The organism is Hafnia alvei (genome assembly GCF_034424155.1).
Classification (GTDB): Bacteria; Pseudomonadota; Gammaproteobacteria; order Enterobacterales; family Enterobacteriaceae; genus Hafnia; species Hafnia alvei.
Genome location: NZ_CP139992.1, coordinates 3,236,760 through 3,259,576, shown reverse-complemented (window position 1 = coordinate 3,259,576; position 22,817 = coordinate 3,236,760). Strand labels below are relative to the sequence as shown.

Genomic DNA, 22,817 nt, shown 5'->3' with positions numbered 1-22,817 from the left:
TTGCGATCGCTTTCAAAAGTACCATGAGGAACCTGTTTGTGGAGGGACTGTCAATGTTCACGGGAAGTATTGTTGCGCTGGTTACGCCGATGGATGACAAAGGTCAGGTCGATCGCGCTAGCTTGAAGAAATTGATTGATTATCATGTGGCCAGCGGGACGTCTGCGATTGTATCCGTAGGAACCACCGGCGAATCTGCCACGCTAAATCACGACGAGCACGTCGATGTGGTGCTACAGACGCTGGATCTTGCTGATGGCAGAATCCCTGTGATTGCTGGCGCCGGAGCAAATGCTACCACGGAAGCGATTGCTTTGACCGAGCGCTTCAATAATACGGGCGTCGTTGGTTGTCTGACGGTCACGCCGTATTACAATAAGCCAATGCAGGAAGGTTTGTTCCAGCACTTTAAAGCTATCGCTGAACATACTGATTTACCACAGATTTTGTATAACGTACCTTCGCGTACGGGATGCGATATGCTGCCAGAAACGATTGCTCGTTTGGCAGAGATTAAAAATATTGTTGCTGTAAAAGAAGCGACCGGGAACTTAAGTCGTGTTAGTCAGATCCAAGAACTGGTCAACGACGATAGCTTTATTTTGCTAAGCGGCGATGACGCAACGGCTCTGGACTTTATGCAACTGGGTGGTCAGGGCGTTATTTCTGTCACAGCAAACGTCGCTGCGCGTGAAATGGCTGAACTCTGTAAGCTTGCTGCTGAAGGCGATTTCGCTAAAGCGCGTAAGCTGAATCAGCGTTTAATGGCGCTGCATCAACAGTTATTTGTAGAAGCAAACCCGATACCGGTGAAATGGGCCTGTAAGGTATTGGGACTCATAGCAACCGACACGATGCGTTTACCAATGACGCCAATTAGCGATAAGGCTCGCCCTGTCGTAGAACAAGCGCTTAAACACGTCGGCTTGCTGTAACTCTTAGGGAGATTGAATGGCTTACTTAGTACAAAAGTCGGCGGTAGCGACTGTCGTTGGCATTTCTTTGGTGATGATGCTGTCTGCATGTTCGACCGATCAGCGCTATAAGCGTCAGGTGAGCGGCGATGAGGCTTATCTTGATGCTTCTACGCTGTCCGAATTGAAAACGCCCGCAGGGATGATTCTGCCGGTGCAAAACGGTGCTTATGATGTGCGTTTAAATGCAGCTCAGGGCAACGTAGGCAAAGCGTTGGATATTCGACCACCGGCGCAGCCATTGGCTCTGCTGAACGGTTCTCGTGGCCAGTTTGTTAATGGCGCAGCGATTGTCTTGGTTGAGAGCACGCCGGGAGCAAGTAGCCTGTGGTCTCAGGTTGCGCAGGCAGTACAGGGGTTAAATTATCCTATTGCCAGCCGTAACGATGCAGGACAAACGCTGACGACCGATTGGATTAACTTCCAGCGTGGCGACGAAGACGTACAGTATCAAGGCCGTTATCAGGTATCTGTGCAACCACAGGGCTACCAAACGGCGGTTGTGGTTAAATCCTTAGGCTTGAAGCAGGGCGACACAGCGATCACTGAGGATTCGCAGACTCAGCGTTACGCGGTTTCTGTGCTGAACGATATTGTCAGCGGTTTGGATAAATATCAAACCGATCAGGCTAACGCACGTGCCAACCGTCAGGTGGGTGATATTGACGTGCAGAGCGGCGCTGATGATACGGGCTTACCGGTGTTGATCGCGCGTGCGCCATACACTGCGGTTTGGGATCGTTTACCAGCAACGCTTGAACATATCGGCATGAAAGTGACCGACCGTAGCCGTCCGCAGGGTACAATCTCCGTGACCTACAAATCGATCAGCAGCAGTAGCTGGGACGATCTGGGTGCGAAAGACCCTGAGCTGAAAGAAGGTGATTATAAGATTCAGGTCGGCGATTTAGATAACCGTACCAGTCTGCAATTCCTCGACAGCAAAGGGGCTCCACTGAGTCAGTCGCAGAACGATGCGTTGGTGAGTGTGTTCCAAGCGGCGTTTGCGAAAGTAAAAGCTAGCCAGTAATCGCACAAACCATAGAAATGTAAAAAGGGGCTTCGGCCTCTTTTTTATTTCATTTTTTTAATGCGCAATCGTTTGGCTGGCGTATAATGCCCCTAAATTGATGCGCTTTGACCTAAAGCCGCTGATTTCATTTTTTATGTTCTTAAACCTATGGAGTAAGCAAAATGCAAAAGCTCGCTGAGTTGTATCGCGGCAAAGCAAAAACCGTGTACACCACTGAAAACCCGGATTTGCTGATTCTTGAGTTCCGAAATGATACATCAGCACTGGATGGCCAGCGCATTGAGCAGTTTGATCGTAAAGGCATGGTTAACAATAAATTTAACCATTTCATCATGAGCAAACTGGAAGAGGCGGGGATCCCGACTCAGATGGAGCGCTTACTCTCTGATACTGAAGTGCTGGTAAAAAAACTGGAGATGGTTCCGGTTGAATGCGTGATCCGAAACCGTGCCGCAGGCTCGCTGGTGAAGCGCTTGGGAATTGAAGAGGGGACGCCTCTTAATCCACCACTGTTCGATCTGTTCCTGAAAAACGATGCTATGCACGATCCGATGGTGAATGAATCATACTGCCGTACTTTTGGCTGGGTAAGCGAAGAAAACTTAGCCACCATGAAAGCACTGAGCTACAAAGTTAACGATGTGCTGAGCAAGATTTTTGGCGATGCAGGACTGATTCTGGTCGATTTCAAACTTGAGTTTGGTTTATTTAAAGGTCAAGTTGTTCTGGGTGATGAGTTCTCACCAGACGGTAGCCGCCTGTGGGATAAAGAAACGCTGAACAAGATGGATAAAGACCGCTACCGTCAAAGTTTGGGCGGCCTGATTGAAGCCTATGAAGAAGTTGCGCACCGTATCGGCGTCAAACTCGATTAAGCTTGCCGCTAAAAAACAGCAGAGGTGAAAGCCTCTGTTGTCATTTTTATGACCTGCCAATGAATTGAAATACCACCTATCTCTATCTGCAATGATGTATTTCATTATCTGATTTCTCCTTTTTATGGTATTCACGCCAGCAATTTCCTACCATTAAGGCATCATGTAATTTCTGAGGTTTAACTATGCGCTGGCAAGGGCGTCGTGAAAGCGACAACGTTGAAGATCGACGTGGAGATTCCACGGGTTCGTCCGGTGGTTTAGGCGGCGGTGGTTTTCGTGTACCGCGTGGTAAAGGTGGACTAATTCTGCTGGTGGTTGTACTGGTTGCGGGATATTACGGCGTAGATTTAACGCCGCTGCTTAACGGTGAAGCGCCCGTTGGTCAAACTCAAACCCAAAGCCAACAGGTTAATTCGCCAGAAGATAACCAGATGGCTAAATTTACTTCCGTTATTTTGGCGTCGACTGAAGACACCTGGAGCCAGTTGTTCCAGAAAATGGGGAAACAGTATCAAGATCCTAAACTGGTGCTCTATCGTGGTGCTACGCGCACGGGGTGTGGCACGGGTCAGTCCGTCATGGGGCCTTTTTATTGTCCAGCAGATAAAACCGTGTATATCGATCTCTCTTTCTATCAAGAGATGAAAGATAAGCTGGGTGCTGACGGTGATTTTGCTCAGGGTTATGTGGTCGCGCATGAGGTTGGGCACCATGTACAAAACTTACTGGGCATTGAGCCGAAAATTCGGCAGATGCAGCAAGGGGCAAGCAAGGCTGAGCAAAACCGCCTCTCGGTGAAAATGGAACTTCAGGCTGACTGCTTCGCTGGCGTGTGGGGACATTTCATGCAGAATCAGCAAGTGCTGGAGCAGGGCGATTTGGAAGAGGCTCTGAATGCTGCTCAGGCGATTGGCGATGACCGTTTGCAACAACAGAGCCAAGGCCGAGTGATCCCAGACAGTTTTACTCACGGAACATCTGAACAGCGCTACACATGGTTTAAGCGCGGTTTTGACAGCGGGAATCCAAATAGCTGCAATACCTTCGCATCAGCCAACTGATCACGGTATTCATACCCTGCACATTAATGTGTAGGGTATGGAATCAACGTGATAGCGCCGCCGTATGCCAATAATTCGAGTATAATCCCCTGATATCTTTGCTAACTACGCAGACTCTTATGCCGCTTTCTTCTTCTATCCTCTCAATGCAGCGAGCAGGTATTCGCCGTTTACTTATCGTTAGCGGGGATGCTGATTGGCATCAGCAGGTTATGGCAGAGATTTTGCCCACGTTGTGTTTACCGGTTCTGTGGGTTGGTGAAAGCGCACCGCAAGGGGTAAGGTCTATTGCTCCCCATCTTGCCAAAGGATTATTGGGGCAAGAACTCGGGCATGTGGTTTTTAATGCAGCAGCAGGATTTCACGCTGAAGCGCTAGCCGCGGTGGCTGGCGCTATCAGTGCAGGGCATTGGCTTATTGTCTTAGTTCCTGACTGGGAACAATGGGATAGCAAACCAGATCTCGATAGTCTGCGTTGGAGCGAACAGCCGGAACCTATTGCCACTCCTCATTTCGTTCATCATTTTCAACGGATGGCGCTAGAACAGCCGGAAATTGCTATTTGGAAGCAAAATAGCGAGCAAAAAATCCCTGCGCTGAAACTGCGCCCTGAGTGGCTGCGTCCAAATGGATTGCCCACGGCCGAGCAGACACGTATTTTGCAAGCGCTGTTGAACGATAAGCAGCCTATTAACGTGGTGATTGGTGAGCGTGGTAGAGGAAAATCAACGTTGGCAGGTATGCTCGCTGAGCGTGTAAAAGGCAAATGCTGGGTCACTGGGCCAAGTAAAATGGCAACGCAAATGTTGTCACAACAAGGCGAAGGCGTTGAATTCTATGCGCCAGACGCACTGCTAGAACAATGCCGACAACAAGCGCCTGAAGATGTTGATTGGTTGCTGATTGATGAAGCCGCCGCGATCCCTGCTCCCCAGCTGCGTGAGCTCATCGCGTTTTTCCCCCAAGTGTTATTAACCACAACCGTACAAGGGTACGAAGGTACTGGACGTGGTTTTCTACTAAAATTCTGTGCTTCTCTGCCCTCTTGCCGAACCTTTTCCTTAGAACAGCCTATGCGTTGGGCAATCAGCGATCCCGTTGAGTCTTGGCTAAAGTCTTTGCTGTTATTTGAAGAGCCGCAAGAGCCACAAGTAAAGGCTATTGAATTTAAATCGAAAAAGCTGAGTCAGTCCGAATGGCTGTCTTGCCCAAATAAAATGTGTGATTTTTATACGCTCCTCACGAGTGCACATTACAAAACAACGCCGCTGGATTTACGTCGTTTAATGGACGGCGTAGGCAATCATTTGTATGGCAGCTTTGCTGGCGATGTTATTGCAGCTGCGCTGTGGATGGTTGATGAGGGGGGATTAGATGAATCACTGGCTAAAGCTGTTTGGGCCGGTCAACGTCGGCCTAAAGGAAATTTAGTTGCTCAATCTCTTGCCGCCCACGGTGGTCAATGGCAGGCGGCGGTATTGCGTTCTCGTCGAATAAGCCGAATTGCGGTATTTCCAGCATGGCGACACCAAGGCGTTGCGAAATCGTTGGTGGTTTCTGCTATTCAACAAGCTCGAGAAGAGGGACTAGACTTTGTTTCTGTTAGTTTTGGGTATACGCCAGAGCTTTACCATTTCTGGCATCAATGTGGCTTTGAGCTCGTGCGTTTTGGTACCCACCTTGAGGCAAGTAGCGGTTGCTATACTGCGATGGCAATGCTGTCCTTCAATGCGCATTCGCGGTCACTTTTGGGAAAATTACGCCTACGTTTACGGCGCGATGGGTACTTTATCCAACAAAAACTCAAACTTCAGTTGCCGGTGGAGGTGGTAAAAGATCTATCTCTAAATAGTGATGACTGGGATGAACTTCACGGTTTTGCATATTTTTCACGCCCGCTTGAAGTTTCTATTTATGCGCTAATTAGGTGTGTTGATAAATTTCCTGATAATGCAGGAACTTCCATTCTTAATGATTTTATAACTGAAAAAATGGGCATTGATTTGTTATGTAAAAAAAACAAAATTTCAGGTAAAAAGGCTCTGGTAGCTGTATTGCGGAATCTTATATCTGATTTTATAAAACATTCCAAAAAATAGCGTTTGTGTTTGTTTTTTTATAATTTAAGTGTCACATATAGTCTGTTGAGTTTCTATTATATTTCTTGGTTTTTAGTGATTTTGTTTTATTTAATTCATGATTAATGCAATTGATATTATGGCGCTGGTAATCTGAAAGGTTTTTTATTTTAGTTCGTTTAATTTGTTATCTATTTAAAATGTTTTTTTAGTTGAATTAAACTTACCTCTTAATTATTATTTAATTCCGCTGAATCTTGGCGAACACACTTTCAAATAGCAGTATATATTTTAAAAGTATCAACAATTCATAACTATATTCATCTCTGATGGGTTATGGATTAACGTTGCCTATAATGAGGGAATAACAGATGTCTTCTTGGAAGAAAAAGACGGCTTTATCGCGTCTGGCATTGGCTTGCTCTATGGCTATCGCGGCGCAAGCTGCAGTAGCTGCTACAAATGATATTTCAGGTACTACATACGAAACGTATGTTCATGATCCAATTGCTTATAGCAATCATGTCGGCTACACCGGGTATGTTGGTTGGGATCACGATGCTGATGGATACTACAACGGCAATATTTACCCAGTAATTAATAAATCAGTCGTTAACGGTGTTATTTCAACTTACTACCTTGATGATGGTGTTGACGGTACGGCAAACACGCTGAATATTTCTAACAGCACAGTCCACGGTATGATTACGTCACAGTGTATGACTTCTGAATGTACTGATGGTGATTATGTCCGCGATTATTACCAAGACACATTGCAGTTGACCGTTGATAATTCAACAATTGATGATACTTATGAGCATTATGATTATGACGTTACCACTGATGGTGTTCGTGATCATGATGTAGTAGATACATATAAGTATGGCAACGCAATTACGCTGGATCAGGAAGCAAATGTTGTTATCCAGAATAACTCTCATGTTGCAGGTATTACCTTAACGCAGGGCTACTATTGGCCAGATGATGTAACCAATAATCCAGAAATCTTCACAGATACTTTAACTGTTAAAGATTCTGTGGTGACTTCAGGTGCGTACTCTGAACTGGGAAATACTGGTTTTTATGGTCAATCTAACAAACCAAGTGACTATGCTGGAACAAACGATGCTGGCAATGATGACGCAGCACTGATTGTTACTGCAAGCCACTCTGATAACGCTATGCAAACCACCGCAACGTTTGATCATTCAACGTTAACTGGCGATGTTCTGTTCTCTAGCGTGTTTGATAATAACTTTGATCCCGTTGGTCATGATTCTAATGGCGATGGCGTTAAAGACACCAATGGCTGGGATGATCAAGATTCGTTAAACCTGACATTAACCAATGGCAGCAAGTGGGTTGGTGCTGCAATGTCTGACGTTGAACGCACTAATACTCTGTATGACTACAGCCCTAATAGCCTGTGGCCAACGGATGAATTCAATGCCGATGGCGATCTCACTTCAGCATCTGTTTATCAGAGCGGTTTGTTCAACGTAACTCTGGATAATGCTTCTGAATGGGATACTCGTAAGTCTTCCAATATTGACACTTTGACCATCAATAATGGTTCACAGGTTAACGTTGTGAATTCGAGCCTGTTGGCTGACAGCATTACACTGAATAACGGTTCATCAATGCAGATCGGCGATAGCAACAGCGCAGGGACTACCATCCCTGACACGACTGGCTATAACGACGGTGTTGCTACTGATTCACTGAACATCAACAGCGGCAGCCAAGTTAAACTGACTGAAGAAACTGCGGCTCTGTATGCCAATACTATTACTGTCACCAACGGTGGTGAACTGAACTTAGGTTTGGGTCAGACCGACACTCATAAACTGGTATTAAGCGATGGCGGTGTTCTTAATGTAGGTAGCCGTGAATACGTCTTGAATTCAGATATGGGTAATGCGCGTTATGTTACCAATGACGTAAATGCGACGGGTTATGACCACGGTGTTGTGGCTATCAACTCTGACGGTCACTTAGCCGTTAACGGCGATGTGAGCGGCAACTACAACGTGCGTATTGATAACGCAACCGGCAAAGGCTCTATTGCTGATTACAAAGATAAAGAAGTTATCCGCGTATACGACAATAATGCTGACACGCATGCAACCTTCACTGCGGGCAACAAAGCTGATTTGGGGGCATATACTTATGAAGCACAGCAACGTGGCGATACTGTCGTTCTGAACCAGCGTGAATTGACTGATGCGGCTAACATGGCGCTGAGCATTCCTTCTGCTAATGCCAATATCTGGCATATGGAGCAGGATACTCTGGAACGTCGCCAGACTCAGACTCGTGATAGCGTGGGGGATGCTGGTGGTGCATGGGTCAGCTACTTCGGTGGCCATGTCAACGCTGACGGCGGCGCTGTTAACTACGATCAGGATATCAACGGCGTTATGATTGGTGTTGATAAAGTTATCGACGGCAACTACGCAAACTGGCTGATTGGTATGTCTGCAGGCTTTGCAAAAGGCGATGTTAGCGACCATAGCGGTAGCGTAGATCAGGATAGCCAATCTGCTCGTATCTACTCTTCAGCTAAGTTTGATAACAATATCTTCTTGGATTCATCATTGAGCTACGCGCATTACAGCAACGATTTGGATGCTGATATGAGCAACGGCGACCATACTTCAGGTTCAACCAGCAACGACGGTTGGGGCTTCGGTCTGAAACTGGGTTATGACATTGCGCTTGATACCCAAGGTAAACTGAGTCCGTATGCGAGCGTTTCAGGCCTGTTCATGGATAGCGATAGTTATCGTACCAGCAACGGCATGGCTGTTAACGATCAAAGCTACGACAGCATGCGTTATGAAGCGGGTATCAATGCTGACTACCGCTTTGACTATGCGAACGAGCAGTCTCTGACTCCGTACTTCAATCTGGCCTACGTTTATGACGATGCTGGTAGCAATCACGGCAAAATCAATGGCGACAAGATTGATAACGGTCAAGGTGGTTCTGCAGTGCGCGTCGGAGCAGGCGGACAGTTTAACTTCACTAAGAACTTCAGCACTTACGCGGGTTACAGCTACTTGGGCGGCAGCGATGTTGACCAACCATGGGCTCTTAACGCTGGCGTGAAATACAGCTGGTAATCCATTCATACTAGGAGATAGCTGTATGCAGAGGTTATTGCTAGCGTCCAAGTGATAACTTTTGTGCTGAAAGGATTTCGGGCAGTTATCGGGTATGAACTCCCTCTGTAGCTTAGGCTACAGAGGGAACTCCAATGAATGAAATGGCCTCTTTAGTGAGGCCATTTTTTTGCATTTTTTTCTGGTCGTTGAATCAGACGATTGTGCAAAAAAATAGAACAACATCATCAGGGAAACCCGATTTTCCTGTGAACTCTTAGGCGTATAGTATTCCTCAACAGATGATGTCGATGAATGACATCTTTTTATCCAGCGAGGAGTCTCTAATGAAACACGAACATCATGTTGTCCAAAGCCCTGCAACACCGGCAGAGCAGCTGATTTTGCTGTTTCATGGCGTTGGTGATAACCCTGTCTCAATGGGAAGCATTGGCGAGTATTTTGCCCAAGCGTTTCCACATTCACTGGTTGTCAGCATAGGCTCTCCTCACTTGACCCCAGGTGGGCAAGGGTTACAGTGGTTTTCCGTGAGCGGTGTGACGGAAGAGAATCGCATTGAGCGCGTTAATGAAGCGATGCCACAGTTTATTGATATTGTGCGGTATTGGCAGCGAGTTGCTGATGTGAATCCAGCTGCAACTGCGTTAGTTGGCTTCTCGCAAGGCGCTATCATGGCTTTAGAAGCCGTGAAAGCCGTACCTAATTTAGCGGGAAGGGTCGTGTCGTTTAGCGGTCGCTTTGCAGCATTACCGGAAAAAGATTTGGGCGATACAGTCGTGCATATGATCCATGGTAGCGAAGATCGGGTGATTGCCATTGAGCATGCGCAACACGCGGCTGAAAAAATGCGTGAGCAGGGCTCCGATTTTACTTTGGATATCGAGACGATTGGTCATGCGATTGATCAAAATATGATGGATTTAGCGCTTGACCGTTTACGTGCATATATCCCCCAGCGCTACTGGGATGAAGCTATAAGCGGGAAACGCGGCGATCTGATTGCGTTTAAATGATCATTTAGTAGATAAACAAAGGGCAACGCAAGTTGCCCTTTGTTATATGAAGAGAAGAGCGGCGGCTTATTGTTTTTTTGGCCAGTCGTCGTCCTTGTCCCATTCTGCGTTATTATCACGATGCGGAGGCAATTCAGGTTTATTGCTCAAAAAACTTTTGTGGTCAACTTTGAGCAAAGCTTTCATCCCATTCCAGACCATCCCAATCAAAACTAGTAGAATTATCCACCAGTAGTCGGCTAACCATTGCATAGTTATCACCTTTTAAAATCATTATTAATCAATTGGTTAAAATGCAAAGGTCATTATTAGTCAAAATTAAATCATAATCAGGTGGCGACTTTAACCCATTCACTACCGCGATTATCTTGATATTTTGCTGTCATCACTGCTGACTTATGGCCTAGCAACCGTTGGGCAAACTCCGTCCCTTTCTCTTCAGTATACAGCCTTGCGGACAGACTTCGTAATTCATGAAAACTAGGTGGTTCTTTTTCCCACTGGATGACGGATAGTTCTCTCGCTTTAGCAAATCCCCTCGCCATCGTTGTCGTTGTCAATTGAGTCCCAGTTTGCGAACAGATTATGTTATCGAATCTTCCAAACAGCACCTTACAGCGATCAACCGTATCCTTTAAGCTAACTCCAATTGCATCGAGAGTTAGGCTCAAGTCAATTACAAGTTTATTTCCCGTCTTTTTCTGTTCAACCCACAACATCCCATCACGAATATCTTTCCATTTTATCTTACTGATATCACTCACTCGCTGACCGGTCATTAGCGCTAATTCTATGCTCAGCGGGATCCAAGGCTGAAGGGCAAGAGAACAGTGGTAGATTTCTTTGTACTCGGAAAGAGATAAGCGCGACCTCTTAATCTCTGATCGGGGATTCCTCGTCGCTTCTACAGGGTTGTTGGTAATGTGGCCATCAGCAATTGCCTCTCTAAAAATGTCTAGCAACGCAATTCGCATTAACTTAGCCGTCGTTGTTTTTCCATCTGCTGAGTACGAGGCCAGTATGGAGGCAATATCCTTTGTCGTAATGCTCTCAACTGGAACGTTATCGATGATAGTTCGTAAGATGCGTATCTTTCCGTTGTACTCTTTCAATGTTTTGGGCTTTAGCCCTCGGCTGTCTATAACTTTAGAATAATGGTCTAGCCAGTCATGAAAGAGCATTGACGCTTCAGTTGACAACCTATCGACAAGCCTAGTTGATACACTATCCATTAGCTGAAGATTGGCCTCGATAGCCTGATTTACTGCATCACGCTTTATCTTTCCAAGTCCGTATTCCTTACCCGTCCGTGGGTCTCGGTAGCAGTAATATCCGTTATTTCTGACGTACAGATTTGGAGGCAGATCGCGGCGAGTGTGACTTCTGTTCCGTGCCATTTTTAATTCTCATCAGAAGAGTGCCGGGTGATTTTGTTGGCTGAGCATTAACGCGTTTTTCTGCGTCCTCGCGAACAAAGTATTGATGACCATCAAATATTGGCGGCGGCCATATCTGACCATTCCGAGCCCAGCGGCGTATTGTTTCCATATTTTTTGGTTTGGGAAGTGTTTTGTTCCATTGCTCAAGTGTTAGCATCATTTATCCTCAAACTGCCCATTCAAAACGCCAATAGTCCAAAGGAACCTAACGAATGGAATTCCGAGAGGTTTAATGGTTTCATAGTGGCTGAGAAGAATCGGGCGGGTGATTGTGTCGATGTTGGTTTTTTTGGCGCGGACTTTATTGCAGATTTCATTGCTTCGTTGCATCTCCGCGCCACATTTCTTATCGCGTTGTCTTGTTCTGCTGTCATGTCATGAAATAACTCCAAATCATCACCAAAGCCCTCTATCAATGCCTTTCAGGAATATTTTCCGTATCTCATTGCTTAGCCAAATCATGCGTGCAATGCAGGCGAGCCCAGCAACCGTACCAATCCAAGTAAGCCAGTCCATTAAGCTGCTTTCACTCCTTGTTGAAATTCGATATTGCAACCGACCTCGTTACCCCACGAATGCCAACCATCAGCCTGCTGACGTGCAAATAGCTCAATGCGAGACACTTCGCCTAGCAAGCTAACAAGCAGATCGCGAAACTCTGGGGGCTTGGCACTATGTTCAGTGCGGTGGAAAGTTTGATGCTGGCATATCGCTGCGTTAAATCGCTCTGGCAGCCGGCCACGAACCGCAAACAAACAATCTTCGCTATTAGCTCTTGTCATGTGGCCCATGCCGATTGCACTGTTTCCTTTGCGTCGATTTGTTTTGTGCCAGGTGAATCCCTTCATAGTCATCAATCTAAATCCCCAGGCATCGACAACCTTCAATGCTTCGGCTGGCATCGTTGGCACCCACCACATTGCCAGCAGACAAGATTCATCAGCCAAATCCCATACCGGTAAGCGACATATATCCAATATGCTCATCGTGGGATATTTGAATGATGCTCCACGCTCGCCATCAGCTGCCTTGTCTCTGTATGTCCATGGCGGATCTGCATAAATCAGCTTGTATTTGTTCACGCTGCATTCCCCCAAACTTTCGATAAGTCCCTAGGCCGCATCATCGATGTAGCCACATATGATTTTTTACGGTTCATGATTTCAACTACGATTTTCATTCCATCAACTAAAACGGTGTAGTTTTCTGACTCTTTAGATGGGGCGTAATCACCGTACTTGGCTTGATGCTGATTGAGCGCAGCTTCCATTGCTGAGCGTTCTATCTGTGTTGGATTACCCTTGATGATGTGTCGCATTGTTAAAGTCCTTGAAAGCCTTTTCACACTGCAATGAAACTCGCTCTATTAATTGCTGCATTGCCTGCAATGACTGGACGTCAGAGAGCAGAACCTCGCGCTGAATTAATGCAGAGATAAGCGTGGAGATTTTTGAGTAGAACCCGATGGACTGAAGCCTCTCTTCACCTGCAGACTTACCTTCCTTTGCTACCTTTTTCTCGTTAAGTATCAGGTTGTATGTGTCACTCGTAATGACGTATTCGCCGATTTCGATTTGCATGTTTTCTCCAAATTTAGGCAATAAAAAACCCCGCCGGAGCGAGGTTAATTGGGGTGGTTAATTAATTAGTCTGATAGATCTTCATCAGTGGCATGCATAAACCCAAAAAAAGAAACAACTTCGAACCAAGAAAGATGAATATCACTCCCAATACTTGATGGCTCCTTGCTATGATATATAACATCTGGGCCATCACCATCATTAAGTTCTTGAAATAATTCAATATTTAGTTGACCTTTAAAGAATCGGATAAACAAACCTTTTTTTTCTTCTTCATTCCTACAGCGTTCTACAATACTACGCATCGCCAAAGATAATTTTGAGATAATATTAGCAGCATCACTGAAACTCCAATCCGAACCCCTCTTATCTTTGGCATAAGAGTTGGCTTGTTCTGCAAATGACTTTAGCGATTCATATAAGTGCCTGTCACGGTCGAAATCTGCTATCTCTCTTTGGAGAGAAAGGGCGCGGTTTGCAGTTTCTTTACTTGATACTGCTGCTATAGCGGAAGCAATTGCGCCTATCGCTGATATAGCCGCAATTATCAAATTAAGTTGTTCTAATTTAAAACCCCAGAGCATATAAGTACCTAGTCAAGTGGCAGCCTGAAAGACATGTAGTAATAGAAATATTTCATACTTTAACTGATAATCTTGGGAACTTGCAGTATCCACTGTGCTGTTGGCGTTGCTAAATGCTCTGCTACCGCTGCATTGAGTTGTGAAATAATCTTTTCGCTAGTGACTCTGCGCCAGTATCCGCGAGGTGTGTGGTATCCGCACACATAGCCGTTTTGCTTCTGTATATGCCACCGTTCCCAACGTCCGTTATGCATACTCTGTTGATACTTAGTTTCATAAATATCTACCGAGTAATAAGTGATCGTATTGGGCTCGCTTCCCACAATCGCAGATATTCCAACTTTGGCCTTCATTATTCGCTCTCCTGTGCAGGGGCTGCGGCAAAGTGTTCAATCCCTTTAGCCCAAATATCCTTGATGGTTGTCCAACTGACAGGAACCGTAACCTCGATCATCCCGCTACCATCACAAGTTTCGCACTCATCATCACCAAAGCATTCGGGGCAGCTAATTTCTGTCTGCTCAGTGAATTCACCAATCATGCATGACTTAGCTCCGTTCTCTGCCGTTAGCTTGCATGGGACCAGTGCATAGCCGGATGGCAACTTGTAAGGCTCGCTTACAGGTTGGGCTGAGGCAGGATGCAGTGAGCGAATTCCCTCTGCTATTTCTGATAACGTCGTTGAATACTCGAGCTGTGCATCATTCCCGAACTCAAACGCGCCGGTATCTGGATCGCTCTGACCGTGTTCGTTATCGTATGCATCGCGCTGATTCTCAACCCATTTAGCCGCCGCAATTATTCCATCACGGTAAAATGAAATTGTTGGCTCAGGCTGTTCTGGTACTACAGGTTGTGCGGGTGCTGATAGAACCTCTATGCAGGTTTTTACTTCCTTCATGCATGGGTTTTCATAAGCCACGCGCTTTAACCATGCCAGTGCTTTTTGTCGCTTAATTTGAGCGATCTTGTTCTCTAGTTCAGGCTGTTTAGGTAATACCGGTGCTGCATAAACCAGAACCTCGCCATCTTGCACAGGCCATTCACCGTCTCGGCAATAGTCCGTTGTAGCCTCAACTTTACCGTCTGATATGTGGAACGAACCGATAGGATTCTTAGCTGCTTGCTCGTATGCCAGAAGCTGTCGAGCCATGCGACGAACCTCATACATGAAAATTCCTTTCTTGAAACAGCCATCCCCCTCCGCTGGTTGGGTTGGTAATGCCGAGTAATGCTCTAACCGCTCAGTTGTTAGCTTAGTCATTGCTCTGCTCCTCATACCAGTTAGCCCACGCAATACCATCATCACATTCAATTACACCGTCCGCGCCGCAACCCAAGCACTGGCATTTGTCTTCTGCATATAGCAATTCTGGGTTGCCGTAAGTGGTTGTGACTTCAATATTGCTTGAGCCGCATAAGTCGCATTCAAGCCAATTTATGATGAGCTTTTTCTCTTTGCTGTTACTGTCCATGCGCTTACTCCCAAGTAATTCCAGCTTTAACCAGTGATCGACAGTGCTTAATGATGCCTGCGCGCGTGATGTTTCCGCCTAGGCGGAACGGTGAATAAAACGGGGATTGGTCTACTTGATTACCCGAACCCCAGCCGGCGGAATCATGGGCTTTACAAATGCCGTCCCAATCAGTTGTTTCACCAATCAATGCTTCATGTAGTCTATAAAAAGCGTCGTAATAGTCTTGCTCACCCGTCCAGTAATCGGGTGAATCCCAAACCACGCACACGTCGAAATACACAGAACCATGTGGGCCGTAAAACGAATCTCCTTCAATGCTGAAGTCGGCGGGTTTGTAATTTTTTGGCATGAGCTTAAGAAGCAACTCCTTAGCGTTTTTGCTGATTTTTTTTTCTATTCTGGCTTTTCTGTTGCTGTTACTGTGCATCATTAATCCCCTTCAAGCTTTTGGATGTAATAGCCTGAATTAGTCTAATTGCAGCTGCTTTTTGTGAAGCAACACTCGCGATTACAGTAGCTCTCTCATTATCTGTGCTGGCGCAGACACCACCCCAACTAGAGATCATGAAGTAATCCTCAATCTCAATAGCAGTTGATTTTGTTATTAACTCTTCAATCATCAATACAATGCTACGAACCGGATAGTGCTTACGCAGCTCTTGCACGGCAAATCCGAAGGCATTGATCATGACTGCATGGAACTGGATGTAATCTCGTTTATATTCAGATGGCGATACGCCGAGACGAACATCATTTAATGCAGTTAGCTTGAGCCATGCTTCCCAGATATCGTATACATCACCACTAGGAAGTGTTTCGGCACCAGTACCAGAGAATTTTGCTGTAGCATCACTCAGAGCTTTAAAGCTTACCCATAGGTTACTTTTGGCTGGAACAACGTTGTGCTCAAAGTCCGTTACTTCAGAAAAGACATCATGCGTAGATAGAAACTTCACCATCCCTTGGGCAACATCATCACGCCCGTTGTATGCCATGTTGATGGCGGCGGATGGCTTGGAAACGTTGTTGTTGATATCGGAGAAGAATTGCTGGCGAGCCTTAAGCGGTAACTTATGTGTCAGCATCAGGGGGATGCTGATCGGCTCACCGTAAGTACGACAGAACTCAGCTATGCCAGCAGCACGATGTTGACCATCGAACAGCTTTATTTCTGCATCCATAGGAAAACGCGCAACGCCAACATTCGTATTCCCGAACTCCTGAAACTCTATCTCTGAGTTGCAGTTACCAACTAGCGGCGGAATGATGAACGGTTCTTTCTTCTCATAAGCGCTAACTAAGTATTCATAGAATTTTTTCACTCGAGCAGGATTTATTTCCCGCTGAGAGCGTTCCAAAGTACTGCCAATATTGTCAGATGCTAAAACGCGAGTTAGCGTTCTTGCCGGAACCGTCATCATCAAAGTTACAGTGCTACCCTGTAGGCCTCTCGACGCAGGAAACTCAAAGAAATAATCGCCAACTTTGCTCATTTGTCTGACTCCTTTTTCAGCGCATCACGCTGCTGAACTACTGATTCGTATGTCTCTATTGGTAGGTTGTTCATGAATATCTCCTTAGTCCCCGCGATAAGCGCCAGCGCCTGTGTAGTGATATGTGTTCATCTCGTCGTAATATTCCTCACCTAACGAGTAATCTCGGAGCATGTGAGGCGGTAGAGGTGGGTTGAATGAGGCACCGCGATTTCTTCGGAAGTCGATAGACCATTCAATCCTTGATTTACCGTTAAATTGTGGGTTTGGCTCTCCAGCACGAAGTTTTGGTAATAGCGCCATCACTCCGGCTACGATTGCTTTTTTCTCTTCTTCAAGGCGAGTTTTATCAGGCAGGCCATTAGCCCGCTTAGGTGTGTTCATGGGATAGCCTGCTGAGATTTAGATGGAGAAGATTGCGTGAGTAGGGTGCATTAATCCGATGGGGGCGAAAGGAATATCGTCATCGAAGTCCATTGGAGGTTCGTCGTTGCGCTGCGGTGCTTGCTGCCCGCTTTGCTGGGGAGCTCTGTTCTGTGCTGGCTTAGATGATGGGTCCTGCTTTCCGCCGAGCATCTGCATGGTGCCGCCAACGTTAACGTGAATCTCCGTTGTGTATTTCTCGACTCCGGCCTGATCAGTCCATTTGCGAGTTGTTAGCTTACCTTCGATATATACTTGGGAGCCCTTGCGAAGATACTCACCTGCAACCTCTGCCAGCTTTCCGAATAGCACCACGCGATGCCACTCAGTTTTTTCCTTCTGCTCACCAGTCTGCTTGTCTCGCCAGCTTTCGGATGTGGCCAGCGTGATGTTTGCCACTGCGCCTCCGTTCGGCATGTATCGAACTTCTGGATCATTTCCCAAATTCCCGACAATGATCGCTTTATTTACGCCTCTGCTCGCCATTACGCGGCCTCCAATTCTTCTTTTCTTATAGTAAATACGTCAGTCAATTTAGACTGGTGATCGGGACTGCTAACCAATGCTTTGAATGACCAGTTATATGCTGTTGTTAGCTCAGGTAATGCCATGCAGCGAGCGGCCTCGGTGAAGCGCGACAAAATATCGTCAGGGGAGGGCTCTTTCTTTTTCTCGGCAACTGGTTTCTGCGCTGGAAGAGCCCATGATGGTAATGCTGGCGGTGACCAATAGAACTGTGTTCCATCCTTCAGTTTTGCTCTGTTCCATCCTTGAATCTTTTCTGCTGATGCCTGAGCAAATCCTTCTTCTAAATTGTATAGGTATCGACCGATACCCCATTGCACAGCCGCTCGCTTCATGGCTCCTGAACGGCCACCCTTTACTGACTCGACTTGAGTGTTCTCGGCTGCGTCCCACTTGGTGATCCACTCACCATCAATCTTGATTGAGATGCCACACTCAACGCCGCCGTTATTCGGAATATCACGATATTCATTTCTCCACGCTGCCTTACCGCACACATCATCAAGTCGCTTCATGATGGCTCGGTTCGTTACGTAGCAGAGAACCATCGCCCATACTTTCCCTGCGTTAGTCTTACCGCTTTGTTGAATTCGCCATTCGATATCCTCTGGCGCAAAAGGGTGATCAAGCTCTTCCAGATTCATTACATGCTCCCACTGCTGAGTTAATGGTTCCCATCATTTCAGCTAAGAATTTATCTCGCTGAAGTTTGGCTCTACTGCGAACCTGCTCGACTAACTCACCTTTAACACCCATATGGTCAAGAGCCATGATGGCTAGCTCCTCTGAGCTAATAGTTCCGTTTTTCAGCATGAAACGAACCTGATTTAATGAGTCGAGGTGTGCCTGAGATTGGCGCTGGTTCTTTAAGATTTCGTCTATCATGCTGCCGCCTGTTTATTGGTTACCGTGAAGCCCATGTCATTCAGGTATTCACAAATAGTTTGAATATCCATACCTGCCAGAAGCTCTATAAGCTCTTTCTCGCTGTTTGGCTGCTCAGCTATGGAAACGCCTTGCAACTCCATAACGAACTCGCCTTGACGCACTCCATGCTTGCTAGCGAACGATGTGCATGTGATGTTCATAGCGGATCACCTTTGATGAATAAGTGCTTAACTACGGGAAGTCGTTTAACCCAGCGCAGAAATCGACAAGCTCTCACCGCTTGGATCCGGCGTGGTTCTCTCATGAAATCAGTCATAGTTATTTGCTCCAGAGTGGTGAGAAGAATTGAGTGACGATACGAACGATGCGGTCTAGTTGAGATTCGGTAATCTGAGAAGCGCCCATGAGAGCGCCGCCCGCGATGGCATAATTCATCATGGGTAGCTCCTGTAATTGCTTTGAATTTGATTAGTAGTTGATGCTGATAGGTGGGCGCTGGCCGGATACAGCTAACGCTTTTTGATTCTTAACGATGGCACAAACACATTCCCGAGCTGCTGCTTCGCTTAATCCAGTGCTCATAAGAATCGCCATAGCTGCATTATTGATTTTCTTCTGGTGAGCGATATTAGCTGCGCGGCGAGCTTCTTCATCCTTGATGCGCTTTTCTTCGGCTAATCGAGCCTGTTCTCTGGCCTCTGCCGCTGCGCGTTCACGCTGAATGGCCTCTTCTTTTTCACACTTGGCCTTTTCCTCGGCGGCGATGCGTTCACGTTCTGCTTTCGCTAAGGCTTCCTGCTTCTCGCGTTCGGCTCGCTGCTCAGATTCGATGCGCTCACGTTCCGCAAGTTCTTTTGCTAAAAGAGCCTCACGCTCTCTGGCCGCCGCCGCTTCGATTTCACGCTTTGCCGCTTCGTCTGCTTCGCGCCGTGCTTTCTCTTCGGCCTCACGCTTAATACGTTCTTCATGCTCGCGTTTGGCTTGCTCGGCTTTCTGTCGTGCTTCTTCGCGCTCACGGTCAATCTTCTCGTTCATGAGTAAAGCCATTTCATGGTCTGACTCATACTGAATAGCGCGTTGCAGGTCGATATTTTCATTCATTACCAACGCTTCGGCGTGCATGGCGTTCATGGCTTCCTCGGCCTTGATACGCTCCTGCTCAGCTTCCCACTCTGTAAGTGGTCGACGAACCTCATCCTTAAGCGCATCGAGCCGCTCACGCACTAATCGCCGGCTTTCATCAATCTGCTTTGGCAGCGCCTTAAGCTCGGCAACAAGGTCTTTGCCAGCGTTGTCGATATAGGTTTTAGAACGGGCAACTTTACGTGCCATAGATGCGATAGCGTCTCGTCCTTTCTTTGTCGATAAGTCCGGCACCAGACTGCGAGCCTCTTTCTCGATAGCCTCAATAAGTGGGTCTAGCTGCTCTTGGCTGGTGAAGACCGCTAGAGCATTGGTCTTCTCAATGACGACTAAATCTGTAATCTCGCTCACTGGCGATCTCCTTCGTTGGTTTCATTGCAAAACGCCTACGCTTTGCGATGAAGCGGGTATAAAAAAGCCCCTAACGAGAGGGGCAAAACGTGTCAGCTAACCAGAGCAGTCATTCTCCAGTTATGAGCGGGATTGCTCACAGCAGATACTCAGTGAATACCTGCGATGTGCATTACTCGCCACGGGCTTTTAGCATTGCGTCTGCAATGAAATAGGCATCTCTTGCTAATTCTTTGTACTGAGGTGATTCTGAGCCACCACCAAATGAATGACCGTCATATCTGCGCACAATGGATGCCATCGCCCCAGCAGCGAAGTAGTCGCGAGCAGTTAATTCATCTACAGAATTTGATTTTTCCTCTGGGTATGGCTCATCGTCGAAACGATAAAGCAGGTCGTAATTGCCAGAATCATCGAATGTACTATGCTCATACGCCCATCGGTGACCATTAAACAGGAATGATTTACCTATGCTTGTTTTATCAAAACGGACTTTCATGTAATCAGGGTATTCTTTGGAATCTTTATAAACTTTTAGTGTGTGCTTCATATCTATCTCCATTCTGGGTATAAAAAAGACCGCTAGGCGGCCTCAGTTTCTTCACTTGGCTCTTTAAGCCAATCTGGACGCTCACCCTTACCAAGATAAAAATCTATGATATCTAGCAGCTTAGGGTAGAAGCGCAGTGCTGAACGTCCATCCATATCAGCAATTTCCTGTTTGCTGTACTTGCGCCACTCTGCAACTGTATGGTTCTGGCATCCTGCTCGAACATATTCACCATTGGTGATGGTGATTGGATATTTATGCCCCATGATTACGAACGTGTGATCTGGCAGGTAGGCACCGCGCAGGTCGGCACCGCGCAGGTCGGCACCGCGCAGGTCGGCACCGCGCAGGTCGGCACCGCTCAGGTCGGCACCGCGCAGGTCGGCACCGCTCAGGTCGGCACCGCTCAGGTAGGCACCGCGCAGGTCGGCACCGCTCAGGTAGGCACCGCGCAGGTCGGCACCGCGCAGGTCGGCATCGCGCAGGTCGGCACCGCGCAGGTCGGCATCGCTCAGGTTGGCATCGCTCAGGTAGGCACGTGATCCGTTTTCTCTAAACGACTCAATCCAAATTTTGTGTTCATCAAGAATCTTGCGTAAATCTGCGGTATTCATCTCACACCCCTTGTTCACCCAATAAAAAGGCCGCCTAAGCGACCTGTGATTGTTTGTTGCCTGCTTTTATCCACATCAGGCGAGGTGGTTCCTAACTTTCCACAGTCAAGGAAAGCTGATACGTTGGTTATTCCACAGTCAATTAAAGGAATTAAAAGATGTCAGCCGTTACAGTCGATTTACTAATAAAGGAATTAAGCGCAAGAGTTGATGAGCTTGAAGCTAACAATACGGCTTTAAAGCATGCATTTACCGCTACTTTTTCATGCCTTCCTGCCGAGGTCACTCAGCAGACAAGAGAAATTCTACGCGAATGGTATGAACTCTCTGTAAAAGGCGCTCCGGCTTCTGTTGTTGACTCTTTCGATAAGAGTCTAAAAGAGATTGAAACCGTTGTTGGTTCGCTGAAATAGCCGTTAAATCTTCTAAGAACTGGCCAGCTAACTTCTTGACCAGTTCATCACGTTCATTCTCCATACCTACCTCTCTAAATTAAGGGAATGCTCTTCCCGCGAATCTTCTGGCGCCCCTTTATCTGCTTCAATTCTTCTTCTGTCTTATCCATCTCACCCCCCTTGTTCACCCAATAAAAAAGGCCGCCTAAGCGACCTGTTAATCTGCTTCCACACTCTCATGTAGAGCTGTAATTCCACCGTGTTTCTCAATCAACTTCTCAACGACATCCCGAGGGACATAAGCATAAACGGTACCTGTCGGATCTTGAACTTCTTCACACCAATCCATAATGATTTCGTCTTTTTCACTCGGAAATCCAAGCTCAAAAGAGTGATACATAGCAATATCTTTAAAGTCGCTTCGAGGCTGGCAGTATGCAGAATCACTAGCCTGAATTGACACGCTATAACCATCTGCGCAAATCACTCGGCGATTGAAGTACCAGCGATCTTCAAATCTCGGCGCTCTGGCCTCATTTAGCCAGTCATTCATGGTTTTTGTACCGCTCATACCTACCTCTCTAAATTAAGGGAATGCTCTTCCCGCGAATCTTCTGGCGGCCGAACGCTGAAATGTTTACGCCGGACACAACCCGATGTTGCTTATGCTCTACCTCTACCAAATCTTTAGCAGCTCTCGGTGTCGGTAGGGATAGTGCTTTTACTGTTGTCAGATGGCCGCCATGCAATTCAAATACCGCACGACGAACATGACTATCATTTGATTGTTGATACTCTCGCTTAGCCTTTCTGCTTGCTCTATATCGATTTTTTGAGTTGTTGCTTGATGGCAGGACGATAATCTTTGTCATAAATCCTCCGTTAGTTAGCTTTGGTGGTGTGGTGACCGGTACTGAAATATTCCGGCTTACTGGATGGCACTAACCAGCCCTTGTACGGAACAACCCGTAGATACCATCTATCACTGCGCATAGCGCCTTACGTTTCGATCTCGGTGCGCATCAGCCTGCGCATTCACCACACCCCAAAGCCAACTTCACTTTGGTTTCACCCTGTTAGAGATGAACACTACGCAAATTGTTAAAGAGCTGGCGGCTTCCGCTGATCTGGTGTGCTGCCGTGTTGATGTGGTTAATTTATCTCAAAGATAAAGAATGGTGAATAGCAAAAT

General features: G+C 46.7%; 31 protein-coding genes. 8 read left to right on the top strand and 23 right to left on the bottom strand.

The features are described 5' to 3' along the window. Positions 1 to 53: 53 nt before the first annotated feature. The 7 genes from dapA to ypfH all read left to right on the top strand — a co-directional run bounded on the left by dapA (position 54) and on the right by ypfH (position 10,162). Positions 54 to 935, top strand: a complete 882-nt coding sequence (dapA, locus tag U0008_RS15330; protein ID WP_025797458.1) for a 4-hydroxy-tetrahydrodipicolinate synthase — start codon at positions 54 to 56, stop codon at positions 933 to 935. A 16-nt stretch (positions 936 to 951) separates the two neighbouring features. Beyond that, positions 952 to 2,004, top strand: a complete 1,053-nt coding sequence (bamC, locus tag U0008_RS15325; protein ID WP_040045467.1) for an outer membrane protein assembly factor BamC — start codon at positions 952 to 954, stop codon at positions 2,002 to 2,004. 164 nt (positions 2,005 to 2,168) lie between these two features. After that, entirely contained in the window at positions 2,169 to 2,882 is a 714-nt protein-coding gene (gene purC, locus U0008_RS15320; protein ID WP_025797460.1) for a phosphoribosylaminoimidazolesuccinocarboxamide synthase, read from the top strand. Positions 2,883 to 3,067: 185 nt separating this feature from the next. Continuing rightward, a complete protein-coding gene (gene ypfJ / locus U0008_RS15315) occupies positions 3,068 to 3,946 on the top strand; it encodes a KPN_02809 family neutral zinc metallopeptidase (RefSeq protein ID WP_043494736.1) in 879 nt (292 codons plus the stop codon). Positions 3,947 to 4,065: 119 nt separating this feature from the next. Then, positions 4,066 to 6,045 (top strand): tRNA(Met) cytidine acetyltransferase TmcA, encoded by a 1,980-nt coding sequence (locus tag U0008_RS15310; RefSeq protein WP_043494734.1) that lies wholly within the window; start codon positions 4,066 to 4,068, stop codon positions 6,043 to 6,045. A 350-nt stretch (positions 6,046 to 6,395) separates the two neighbouring features. Beyond that, a complete protein-coding gene (locus U0008_RS15305; RefSeq protein WP_043494731.1) occupies positions 6,396 to 9,149 on the top strand; it encodes an autotransporter outer membrane beta-barrel domain-containing protein in 2,754 nt (917 codons plus the stop codon). 326 nt (positions 9,150 to 9,475) lie between these two features. After that, positions 9,476 to 10,162 (top strand): esterase, encoded by a 687-nt coding sequence (ypfH, locus tag U0008_RS15300; protein ID WP_043494729.1) that lies wholly within the window; start codon positions 9,476 to 9,478, stop codon positions 10,160 to 10,162. A 66-nt stretch (positions 10,163 to 10,228) separates the two neighbouring features. Here the strand turns inward: ypfH and U0008_RS15295 are convergent, their stop codons facing one another. From U0008_RS15295 to U0008_RS15200, 21 genes are all read right to left on the bottom strand, one after another. Next, the gene (locus U0008_RS15295) at positions 10,229 to 10,414 is read right to left on the bottom strand and encodes a YpfN family protein (protein WP_025797467.1); all 186 of its coding nucleotides are present in this window, start codon (positions 10,412 to 10,414) and stop codon (positions 10,229 to 10,231) included. A 77-nt stretch (positions 10,415 to 10,491) separates the two neighbouring features. Continuing rightward, positions 10,492 to 11,559 carry a tyrosine-type recombinase/integrase gene (locus U0008_RS15290; protein ID WP_043494725.1) on the bottom strand — a complete coding sequence of 356 codons (1,068 nt, stop codon included), beginning with the start codon at positions 11,557 to 11,559 and terminating at the stop codon, positions 10,492 to 10,494. After that, positions 11,498 to 11,710, bottom strand: a complete 213-nt coding sequence (locus U0008_RS22560; protein WP_367882898.1) for an excisionase — start codon at positions 11,708 to 11,710, stop codon at positions 11,498 to 11,500. The genes U0008_RS15290 and U0008_RS22560 overlap by 62 nt, the downstream gene beginning before the upstream one ends. 406 nt (positions 11,711 to 12,116) lie before the next feature. Next, positions 12,117 to 12,683 (bottom strand): MT-A70 family methyltransferase, encoded by a 567-nt coding sequence (locus tag U0008_RS15285; RefSeq protein ID WP_043494723.1) that lies wholly within the window; start codon positions 12,681 to 12,683, stop codon positions 12,117 to 12,119. Beyond that, positions 12,680 to 12,919 carry a DUF4060 family protein gene (locus U0008_RS15280; RefSeq protein ID WP_043494720.1) on the bottom strand — a complete coding sequence of 80 codons (240 nt, stop codon included), beginning with the start codon at positions 12,917 to 12,919 and terminating at the stop codon, positions 12,680 to 12,682. The genes U0008_RS15285 and U0008_RS15280 overlap by 4 nt, the downstream gene beginning before the upstream one ends. Further along, positions 12,897 to 13,181 carry a DUF5405 family protein gene (locus U0008_RS15275; protein ID WP_043494718.1) on the bottom strand — a complete coding sequence of 95 codons (285 nt, stop codon included), beginning with the start codon at positions 13,179 to 13,181 and terminating at the stop codon, positions 12,897 to 12,899. Before U0008_RS15275 ends, U0008_RS15280 begins: the two co-directional genes overlap by 23 nt. 65 nt (positions 13,182 to 13,246) lie before the next feature. Beyond that, a complete protein-coding gene (locus U0008_RS15270) occupies positions 13,247 to 13,765 on the bottom strand; it encodes a hypothetical protein (RefSeq protein ID WP_043494716.1) in 519 nt (172 codons plus the stop codon). A 59-nt stretch (positions 13,766 to 13,824) separates the two neighbouring features. Then, positions 13,825 to 14,118, bottom strand: a complete 294-nt coding sequence (locus tag U0008_RS15265; protein ID WP_043494714.1) for a hypothetical protein — start codon at positions 14,116 to 14,118, stop codon at positions 13,825 to 13,827. Then, the gene (locus U0008_RS15260; protein WP_226930241.1) at positions 14,118 to 15,029 is read right to left on the bottom strand and encodes a hypothetical protein; all 912 of its coding nucleotides are present in this window, start codon (positions 15,027 to 15,029) and stop codon (positions 14,118 to 14,120) included. Before U0008_RS15260 ends, U0008_RS15265 begins: the two co-directional genes overlap by 1 nt. Continuing rightward, complete coding sequence (locus U0008_RS15255; RefSeq protein WP_043494711.1) at positions 15,022 to 15,240, bottom strand: hypothetical protein; 219 nt, start codon at positions 15,238 to 15,240, stop codon at positions 15,022 to 15,024. Before U0008_RS15255 ends, U0008_RS15260 begins: the two co-directional genes overlap by 8 nt. A gap of 4 nt (positions 15,241 to 15,244) precedes the next feature. After that, complete coding sequence (locus U0008_RS15250; RefSeq protein WP_043494709.1) at positions 15,245 to 15,673, bottom strand: hypothetical protein; 429 nt, start codon at positions 15,671 to 15,673, stop codon at positions 15,245 to 15,247. Continuing rightward, positions 15,660 to 16,736, bottom strand: a complete 1,077-nt coding sequence (locus U0008_RS15245; RefSeq protein ID WP_043494705.1) for a DGQHR domain-containing protein — start codon at positions 16,734 to 16,736, stop codon at positions 15,660 to 15,662. The genes U0008_RS15250 and U0008_RS15245 overlap by 14 nt, the downstream gene beginning before the upstream one ends. Positions 16,737 to 16,820: 84 nt before the next feature. Continuing rightward, a complete protein-coding gene (locus tag U0008_RS15240; protein WP_043494702.1) occupies positions 16,821 to 17,120 on the bottom strand; it encodes a hypothetical protein in 300 nt (99 codons plus the stop codon). Between the two features lie 18 nt (positions 17,121 to 17,138). After that, complete coding sequence (locus tag U0008_RS15235) at positions 17,139 to 17,645, bottom strand: single-stranded DNA-binding protein (RefSeq protein ID WP_043494698.1); 507 nt, start codon at positions 17,643 to 17,645, stop codon at positions 17,139 to 17,141. Further along, positions 17,645 to 18,328, bottom strand: coding sequence for a Rad52/Rad22 family DNA repair protein (locus U0008_RS15230; protein WP_043494697.1), 684 nt, complete (start codon positions 18,326 to 18,328; stop codon positions 17,645 to 17,647). Before U0008_RS15230 ends, U0008_RS15235 begins: the two co-directional genes overlap by 1 nt. After that, positions 18,309 to 18,569, bottom strand: a complete 261-nt coding sequence (locus U0008_RS15225; protein ID WP_043494693.1) for a hypothetical protein — start codon at positions 18,567 to 18,569, stop codon at positions 18,309 to 18,311. The genes U0008_RS15230 and U0008_RS15225 overlap by 20 nt, the downstream gene beginning before the upstream one ends. Then, entirely contained in the window at positions 18,566 to 18,772 is a 207-nt protein-coding gene (locus U0008_RS15220) for a hypothetical protein (RefSeq protein WP_043494691.1), read from the bottom strand. The genes U0008_RS15225 and U0008_RS15220 overlap by 4 nt, the downstream gene beginning before the upstream one ends. Before the next feature lie 118 nt (positions 18,773 to 18,890). Next, positions 18,891 to 19,010 carry a protease FtsH-inhibitory lysogeny factor CIII gene (locus U0008_RS15215; RefSeq protein ID WP_224451829.1) on the bottom strand — a complete coding sequence of 40 codons (120 nt, stop codon included), beginning with the start codon at positions 19,008 to 19,010 and terminating at the stop codon, positions 18,891 to 18,893. A 30-nt stretch (positions 19,011 to 19,040) separates the two neighbouring features. Then, the gene (locus tag U0008_RS15210) at positions 19,041 to 20,066 is read right to left on the bottom strand and encodes a hypothetical protein (protein ID WP_043494689.1); all 1,026 of its coding nucleotides are present in this window, start codon (positions 20,064 to 20,066) and stop codon (positions 19,041 to 19,043) included. A 172-nt stretch (positions 20,067 to 20,238) separates the two neighbouring features. After that, entirely contained in the window at positions 20,239 to 20,616 is a 378-nt protein-coding gene (locus tag U0008_RS15205; protein WP_043494686.1) for a hypothetical protein, read from the bottom strand. Between the two features lie 32 nt (positions 20,617 to 20,648). Beyond that, entirely contained in the window at positions 20,649 to 21,230 is a 582-nt protein-coding gene (locus U0008_RS15200) for a pentapeptide repeat-containing protein (RefSeq protein ID WP_043494684.1), read from the bottom strand. 158 nt (positions 21,231 to 21,388) lie between these two features. Between U0008_RS15200 and U0008_RS15195 the strand changes: the two genes are divergently transcribed. Further along, entirely contained in the window at positions 21,389 to 21,643 is a 255-nt protein-coding gene (locus U0008_RS15195; protein WP_043494682.1) for a hypothetical protein, read from the top strand. A gap of 199 nt (positions 21,644 to 21,842) precedes the next feature. On the opposite strand, the gene U0008_RS15190 is transcribed toward U0008_RS15195, so the two are convergent. Next, complete coding sequence (locus tag U0008_RS15190) at positions 21,843 to 22,196, bottom strand: hypothetical protein (protein WP_043494679.1); 354 nt, start codon at positions 22,194 to 22,196, stop codon at positions 21,843 to 21,845. Between the two features lie 10 nt (positions 22,197 to 22,206). Beyond that, on the bottom strand, positions 22,207 to 22,497 hold the full coding sequence (locus U0008_RS15185) for a hypothetical protein (protein ID WP_043494677.1): 291 nt from the start codon (positions 22,495 to 22,497) through the stop codon (positions 22,207 to 22,209). Between the last annotated feature and the right edge of the window lie 320 nt (positions 22,498 to 22,817).

Coding starts and splice junctions, on each gene's coding strand:
- dapA (WP_025797458.1), top strand. CDS start 54: ATGTTCACGGGAAGTATTGTTGCGCTGGTTACGCCGATGGATGACAAA.
- bamC (WP_040045467.1), top strand. CDS start 952: ATGGCTTACTTAGTACAAAAGTCGGCGGTAGCGACTGTCGTTGGCATT.
- purC (WP_025797460.1), top strand. CDS start 2,169: ATGCAAAAGCTCGCTGAGTTGTATCGCGGCAAAGCAAAAACCGTGTAC.
- ypfJ (WP_043494736.1), top strand. CDS start 3,068: ATGCGCTGGCAAGGGCGTCGTGAAAGCGACAACGTTGAAGATCGACGT.
- U0008_RS15310 (WP_043494734.1), top strand. CDS start 4,066: ATGCCGCTTTCTTCTTCTATCCTCTCAATGCAGCGAGCAGGTATTCGC.
- U0008_RS15305 (WP_043494731.1), top strand. CDS start 6,396: ATGTCTTCTTGGAAGAAAAAGACGGCTTTATCGCGTCTGGCATTGGCT.
- ypfH (WP_043494729.1), top strand. CDS start 9,476: ATGAAACACGAACATCATGTTGTCCAAAGCCCTGCAACACCGGCAGAG.
- U0008_RS15295 (WP_025797467.1), bottom strand. CDS start 10,414: ATGCAATGGTTAGCCGACTACTGGTGGATAATTCTACTAGTTTTGATT.
- U0008_RS15290 (WP_043494725.1), bottom strand. CDS start 11,559: ATGGCACGGAACAGAAGTCACACTCGCCGCGATCTGCCTCCAAATCTG.
- U0008_RS22560 (WP_367882898.1), bottom strand. CDS start 11,710: ATGGAAACAATACGCCGCTGGGCTCGGAATGGTCAGATATGGCCGCCG.
- U0008_RS15280 (WP_043494720.1), bottom strand. CDS start 12,919: ATGCGACACATCATCAAGGGTAATCCAACACAGATAGAACGCTCAGCA.
- U0008_RS15275 (WP_043494718.1), bottom strand. CDS start 13,181: ATGCAAATCGAAATCGGCGAATACGTCATTACGAGTGACACATACAAC.
- U0008_RS15270 (WP_043494716.1), bottom strand. CDS start 13,765: ATGCTCTGGGGTTTTAAATTAGAACAACTTAATTTGATAATTGCGGCT.
- U0008_RS15265 (WP_043494714.1), bottom strand. CDS start 14,118: ATGAAGGCCAAAGTTGGAATATCTGCGATTGTGGGAAGCGAGCCCAAT.
- U0008_RS15260 (WP_226930241.1), bottom strand. CDS start 15,029: ATGACTAAGCTAACAACTGAGCGGTTAGAGCATTACTCGGCATTACCA.
- U0008_RS15255 (WP_043494711.1), bottom strand. CDS start 15,240: ATGGACAGTAACAGCAAAGAGAAAAAGCTCATCATAAATTGGCTTGAA.
- U0008_RS15250 (WP_043494709.1), bottom strand. CDS start 15,673: ATGATGCACAGTAACAGCAACAGAAAAGCCAGAATAGAAAAAAAAATC.
- U0008_RS15245 (WP_043494705.1), bottom strand. CDS start 16,736: ATGAGCAAAGTTGGCGATTATTTCTTTGAGTTTCCTGCGTCGAGAGGC.
- U0008_RS15240 (WP_043494702.1), bottom strand. CDS start 17,120: ATGAACACACCTAAGCGGGCTAATGGCCTGCCTGATAAAACTCGCCTT.
- U0008_RS15235 (WP_043494698.1), bottom strand. CDS start 17,645: ATGGCGAGCAGAGGCGTAAATAAAGCGATCATTGTCGGGAATTTGGGA.
- U0008_RS15230 (WP_043494697.1), bottom strand. CDS start 18,328: ATGAATCTGGAAGAGCTTGATCACCCTTTTGCGCCAGAGGATATCGAA.
- U0008_RS15225 (WP_043494693.1), bottom strand. CDS start 18,569: ATGATAGACGAAATCTTAAAGAACCAGCGCCAATCTCAGGCACACCTC.
- U0008_RS15220 (WP_043494691.1), bottom strand. CDS start 18,772: ATGAACATCACATGCACATCGTTCGCTAGCAAGCATGGAGTGCGTCAA.
- U0008_RS15215 (WP_224451829.1), bottom strand. CDS start 19,010: ATGATGAATTATGCCATCGCGGGCGGCGCTCTCATGGGCGCTTCTCAG.
- U0008_RS15205 (WP_043494686.1), bottom strand. CDS start 20,616: ATGAAGCACACACTAAAAGTTTATAAAGATTCCAAAGAATACCCTGAT.
- U0008_RS15200 (WP_043494684.1), bottom strand. CDS start 21,230: ATGAATACCGCAGATTTACGCAAGATTCTTGATGAACACAAAATTTGG.
- U0008_RS15195 (WP_043494682.1), top strand. CDS start 21,389: ATGTCAGCCGTTACAGTCGATTTACTAATAAAGGAATTAAGCGCAAGA.
- U0008_RS15190 (WP_043494679.1), bottom strand. CDS start 22,196: ATGAGCGGTACAAAAACCATGAATGACTGGCTAAATGAGGCCAGAGCG.
- U0008_RS15185 (WP_043494677.1), bottom strand. CDS start 22,497: ATGACAAAGATTATCGTCCTGCCATCAAGCAACAACTCAAAAAATCGA.